Consider the following 5,394-nt stretch of genomic DNA (forward strand, 5'->3'; position numbering starts at 1 on the left):
GAGGTTGCGTCCCCGACGCCGACCGCCACGCGGTGGGCGAGCGTGAACGTCCTCGCGCGGTGCGTGCTGCCGGCCCTGATGGACCTCACCGGCCGTCACGTCGACGCGCGTGAACTGCGGGCGCGGCCCCTCGAGTCGCGGCGCCTGTCCCGGGAGACCGCGGTCCTGGTGAACACGTGGGACGCCCATCACGGCTGCTTCAACGGGTCGCACGCGGCACTTAGCCCCGGGACGGATCTGGTCGCGGAGGCGGCGGGCGGCGATCTCCTGGCCGACCTGGCCTGGTTGACCCCGGCGGGTGTGGGGGCCCTCACTTTCGCCCGGTCTCTGGCCGAGGACGCGGTCCGCGCCGCGATGCAGCACGAGGACGGCCCGGAACGGGTGGGTCACGCGGTCGCGCGTTGCCAGAGCGACGCGATCATGGTTCTCCGCGAAGTCATCGGATAGCCCCGCACCGGCCCCAGCCCCGCACCGCCCGGTCGCCTCCGGAGAGGCTTCGGCGGAGTCCTGGCAGCGTTGCCGTGCCGACCGCCGCCCGGGCACTCGCTCGCAGTCGATGCCGCGGCGGCGACGTCGGTGTTCACCGTTCCCCTCAGCCAAGCTGAACCGGACAACGCGGGGTGCGTCGTCGCTCGGCTGTGACGGCTCGATCACCGGCCCCGACCACGCCGATTCCGCGCCGCCGACGACCTTCACCCGGCCCGCGTGCTCGATCCCACGGAACGGCCTTCACCCGTGGGCCGGTCCCTCGTCCGGATGGGCCGGTGCCAATCCTCGGGCACCGAACGGGGTTTCCGTTCTACCCTGAAGACTCTGATGCGCCCGCCCCTCGCGGGTGCGTGTCTGATTCGGGAGTCAAGGGATGAACACCGCGCTGCCTGCCGCCGTCGTTGCCTGGCCGAGCGACTGGGCCGAGCGACGAGCCGGCCGCGGCTGCGTGATGTGCGCCAACGACGGCACCGAGGACATCGGCGTCGGAGTCCTCGTCGCCCGAGGCACCTGGGTGGACACCTACCTGCGGCGCAGCCGGGTGCGTGGGTACGTGATGGCGATCTGGTCCGGCAGGCACGTGGCCGAGCCGACCGAACTGGAGCCGTACGAGGTCGCCGGGTACTGGACGGAAGTGACCCGGGTGGGTCGCGTGGTCGAGGCCGTGTTCGGTCCGGTCAAGGTCAATTACGAGACCTTGGGGAACTCGGTGCCGCATCTGCACACGCACGTGATCCCCCGGCACCGGGAGGACCCGGCGCCGGGGGGACCGATGCCCGCGGAGTGGCTGGACGCCGCTCCGTGCGGCGAGGACGAGTTCAGCGCGGATTTGGCACGGGTCCGGGCCGCGTGGGAGCACCACGCGGGGTGAGGGCCGTGGCGGCGTGCCCGGCCGTGGGCCGGGCACGCGTGCGGTAGCGGCCTTCGTGGTCGGGCCCGGACAGCAGGCCCGAGCCGTTGAGCGCGGCCAGGCCGCGGTGCAGCGTGGCGTACAGGGCGGGGCCTTCCTCCCAGCCCAGCCAGTCCTTGCCTCGGTGGCCGCCGGGGCCGGTGAGCAGGCACCCGGCGGCTTCGGTCACGGTCGGCGCCGCGGTGGGGCAGCCCAGCAGCGCCAGCGCGAGTTGTGCGGTGGCGCGGTCCGCGGCGGCGGTGTGGCGCCGGTAGGCGGTCAGGTCGCCCGCGAGGAACATGTGCGGCCCGGACAGCGCGGACAGGAACAGCCGCAGCCGAAACGGTGCCGCGTTCAGCTCCTCGGGGTCGTCGGTCACCGGGGTGACGCGCAGGTGCGGTGCCCCGAACCCGGCCAGCGCGGTGGCCTGGTCGATGTCGTCGAAGCTCGCGCAGAGCTTGACGTCGTGTCGTACCTCGGTGTCCAGGGTCAGCCCCTCGCCGGGGTGCAGTGCGATCACCGCGGTCACGAGTTCGGCGCAGGGTGTGGCGGGCCGGTCGTGGACGAACAGCAGGTCCAGATCGGAGGTGGGCCGTCCGTGGCCGGATGCGTGGGAGCCGTACGCCACGGCGTAGCCGCCCGGCCCGGGGTGGGCGCCGGCGAGGGCCGCCGCGCGTCGCAGCGCTCCGGAGGGGACGGTGGGGGTGTCGCGGGCCGGGTTCATCGCGCGGTCCCGGCGGCGTGGAAGTCGACGAGGTGGACGCCGCACGGGATTTCGACGGTTCCGGTCGGCAGGGTGTGGTGCGCGACGAACGCGTGGACTTGGGCGAGGACGTCCGGGTCGTTCACGAGTTTGGGGTGGGAGCCCAGGTGGTGGTCGCTCATCCACGCGTGGGCGTGGGCGGCGTCGGTGGCGGTGGCCGTGCCCGGGAGGCGCTGGATGGTGGTGCGGCCGTGTCCGGCCTCCTCGGCGGCGTACAGGCGCTCCGTGAGCAGGGCGCGGGTGTGGGCGCGGCCGATGCCGGGGAACGGTGCCAGGCGTTCCCACAGGCGGGTCACCAGCCGCTCCTCGGGGGATTCGGAGTCGAAGAACAGCACCAGCAGGTGCCCGCCGGGCTTCAGGAGCGTGAGCAGGTCGTCCACGAAGCCGCTCGCCTCGCGGTGGGCGGTTTCCTCGTCGGCGAGGAACTCGATGCCGTCCGGTGTGGTGCGCTCGAAGCGGGCGGCCAGCGGGTAGTTGAGCGACCAGAACGCCCCGATCACGTCGTATCGGGCGTTCTCCTCGCACAGTCGGGCCACGGCGGCGGAGCTGTCGGCGGTGAGGGTCCGGGCGTCGGGGAAGGCGCGGCCGAACCCGGCGATCATCTCCGGGCTCAGGTCCACGCCGGTCAGGGTGCGGGCGTGCGGTGCCAGCGCGTACGTGACGCGGCCGGTCCCGCAGCCGAGGTCGAGCACGTCCAATACGCGGCCGCCCTCGGGGTTCACGGCGTCCATCGTCCGGGCGATCAGTGCGACGTCGCTCACGTGCTCGGCGGTCGCGGGCACGGGGAACCGGTGCGGCAGCAGGGCGTCGTCGTGCAGGGTCACGTCGCGATAGATCGCGGACAGATCGTCGGCGAGCGGGTTCACGGGCATCAAAAGCCGCCTTTCACAGACGGGGCGAAGGAAACGGGCCGGGGCGGCGCGCCCCCGACCCGGCGGGGCGCGGTCGGTCAGCGCGCGTCGTGGACGTCGCCCAGACGCACGACTTCGTCCACGAGCGCCGCCAGATGGCCGGGGGTGGTACGAGAGTTCCCGCCGAGGAACCGCAGCGGCCACACCTCCGCGCCCGCGGCGATCCGTCCCGCGTCGGGCACGGAGAACTGGTGCAGGTGCCAGCGGCCGCCGCGCATCAGATCCGCGTGGACACGCCGGTTCACCAGGTTGATCCGCTCGACGTCCGGGGCGGCGGGGTCGTGGCCGGCCGGGAGGTAGGCGAACACCAGCGCGGTCAGGTCCGGATCGTGCAGACGGACCAGGCGCGGCTGCGCGTCGACGAGCCGGGTGAACTCCGCGACGGTGGCGATCCGGTGGTCCGCCATCGCGGCCAGCCCCGCGCGCCCGCGGGCGCGCATCATCGCCCACAGCTTCAGCGACTCCCACGCGCGGCTGCCGGTGAACGGGGTGACCTGGCCGAACGCGAAACGCTCGCGCATGATCAGGTCCGAGTACGTCGTGATACTTCGCAACGCCTGCGGGTCGCGTACCAACAGCGCGGACAGGGTGTAGGGGACTTCCATGACCTTGTGCGCGTCGACGGTCACCGAGTCGTAACGCTCGATGCCCCGGATCTTGTGGCGCAGCCGGCTCGTGAACGCGGCGAGCAGACCCCAGCAGGCGTCGGCGTGCAACCAGATTCCCGGGTCCTCGCCGCGGACCACGTCGTGCACCGCGACCAGGTCGTCGATCGTCTGGGTCCGACTGTCGCCGGCGTACGCGACCACCCCCATGACCCGGCCGTCGTACGCGCGCAGGGCGCGGCGAAGCGCGGCCAGGTCGTACCGGTAGTCGCTCACCGGGACTTCGAGCAGGGCGTCGCCGCAGCCGAGCCACCCCAGGGCGCCCTTGACGCTGTAGTGGCCGATCCCGGCGGGCACGACGAGCTTGAACCGGCCCGGATCGCGCACGCCCTCGCGCATGGTGCCGGGTGCGGCGTGCTCGCGGGCGAGCATCATCGCCACCGCGTTGCTGCCGGTGCCGCCCTGCGTCAGGACGCCGCCCACGTCCCACACGTCGGCCACGGTGTCCAGGGCGGGGTTGTCGTAGCCGACGAAGTCGCGCAGCCACCGCAGGACCGCGATGTCCACGAACGTGGCGCTCGGCGAGTCGAAGCTCTGGTTGATCAGGTTCTGCTGCGCGAACAACGCCAGGACGGCCCCGGCGAGCGCGGCGATGTCGGCGCCGGTGTCGGCGAACCCCGCGAACCTGGGGGACGCCTCGTTCTTGCAGTACGGCAGCATCCCTCGTCGGATGTCGTCGATCACCTGACCCGGGTCGCTCGACACCTCCGGCAGATCGTCCACGATCAGGTCGCGCAGCCGCTCGGGGGCGACCCGGGGCGCGGCGTAGATGTCCTCGCGGACCTTGAGGTCCACACCGGTGCTCAGGGCCCCGGCGAGCAGGGCAAGCGCCCGGTCCCGCGTGGCGGGCGTCAGGACCGCATCGGCGGGGTCGACCGCCCCCGCACGGGCGTCCTGTGTGGTGGTCGTGGAGTGGTGCATCATCGCGACTCCCTCCCTCGACGGCACCGACGGGGTCGGCGCCTGTGCGTCCAGTGCACCGGGCGTCACACTGCGTTGGTAGGGTCCGCGGTATTGCTCTGTATTGCGCTTTGACCCGCTCGATTTCGCGTCGCCGCTGGGGAGTTCGCGATGAGGCAGCGCACCCGTCCCGTCACCAACACCGCGTTCGCCCACACCCTCGCGCGCACCGGCCGAACCTGGGCCGCCTGCGCCGCCGAAGTGCGCAAAGTCGCCGCGGAAGCCGGACACCCACTCCGCTACGACGCGTCCACGATCGCCCACTGGCTCACCGGCAGGGTTCCCCCGCAGCGCGTACGAGGGCTCGTGGTGGAAGCGTTCGCGCGGATGCTCGACGCGACCGACCTCTCCGCCGGCGACCTCGGATGGCCGGACGCGCCCTGTACCGCGACGCCCGCGCCGTGGGACGGTGACCCCGTTGACCACCTCGCCGCGCTGGGAGCCGACGACATGCACCGCCGCGCCGCACTCGCCGCCGGGGCGTACACCCTGGCCGCCCTCACCCTCCCGATCCCCACCGCCACCGCGAACCGCAGCGGCCGCGTCCGCGTCGGGCCCGCCGACGCCGCCCGCATCCGCGCCACCACCGCGCAACTCGCCGACCTCGACGACCGGTTCGGCGGCGGCCACGTCCGGCCGATGATCGGCGCCTACCTCGCCGGCCAGGTGGCCCCGCTCCTGCGCGCCGCCGCCGGCCCCGGCCGCGCACACGTCTTC

At 73.2% G+C, this 5,394-nt stretch carries 5 protein-coding genes and 1 pseudogene; 3 read left to right on the forward strand and 3 right to left on the reverse strand.

Annotated features, from left to right (window positions below):
* Together ABZS54_RS41950 and ABZS54_RS41955 are read left to right on the forward strand one after the other, a co-directional pair.
* Positions 1-447, forward strand: a 447-nt coding sequence (locus ABZS54_RS41950) for a hypothetical protein (RefSeq protein ID WP_355548396.1), incomplete at its 5' end; no start/stop codon positions are given.
* Positions 448-862: 415 nt separating this feature from the next.
* Entirely contained in the window at positions 863-1,360 is a 498-nt protein-coding gene (locus tag ABZS54_RS41955; RefSeq protein WP_355548398.1) for an HIT family protein, read from the forward strand.
* Here ABZS54_RS41955 and ABZS54_RS41960 read toward each other — a convergent pair.
* The 3 genes from ABZS54_RS41960 to ABZS54_RS41970 all read right to left on the reverse strand — a co-directional run bounded on the left by ABZS54_RS41960 (position 1,308) and on the right by ABZS54_RS41970 (position 4,641).
* The gene (locus tag ABZS54_RS41960; protein ID WP_355548401.1) at positions 1,308-2,102 is read right to left on the reverse strand and encodes a nucleotidyltransferase domain-containing protein; all 795 of its coding nucleotides are present in this window, start codon (positions 2,100-2,102) and stop codon (positions 1,308-1,310) included. The two genes, ABZS54_RS41955 and ABZS54_RS41960, sit on opposite strands and share 53 nt — an antisense overlap.
* Complete coding sequence (locus ABZS54_RS41965; protein WP_355548404.1) at positions 2,099-3,013, reverse strand: methyltransferase domain-containing protein; 915 nt, start codon at positions 3,011-3,013, stop codon at positions 2,099-2,101. The genes ABZS54_RS41960 and ABZS54_RS41965 overlap by 4 nt, the downstream gene beginning before the upstream one ends.
* 77 nt (positions 3,014-3,090) lie before the next feature.
* Positions 3,091-4,641, reverse strand: a complete 1,551-nt coding sequence (locus ABZS54_RS41970) for a pyridoxal-dependent decarboxylase (RefSeq protein ID WP_355548407.1) — start codon at positions 4,639-4,641, stop codon at positions 3,091-3,093.
* 147 nt (positions 4,642-4,788) lie between these two features.
* Here ABZS54_RS41970 and ABZS54_RS41975 point away from each other — a divergent pair.
* Positions 4,789-5,394 (forward strand): annotated as a pseudogene (locus tag ABZS54_RS41975) (hypothetical protein); the annotation flags it as partial.

Source organism: Embleya sp. NPDC005575 (genome assembly GCF_040605455.1).
GTDB lineage: Bacteria > Actinomycetota > Actinomycetes > Streptomycetales > Streptomycetaceae > Embleya.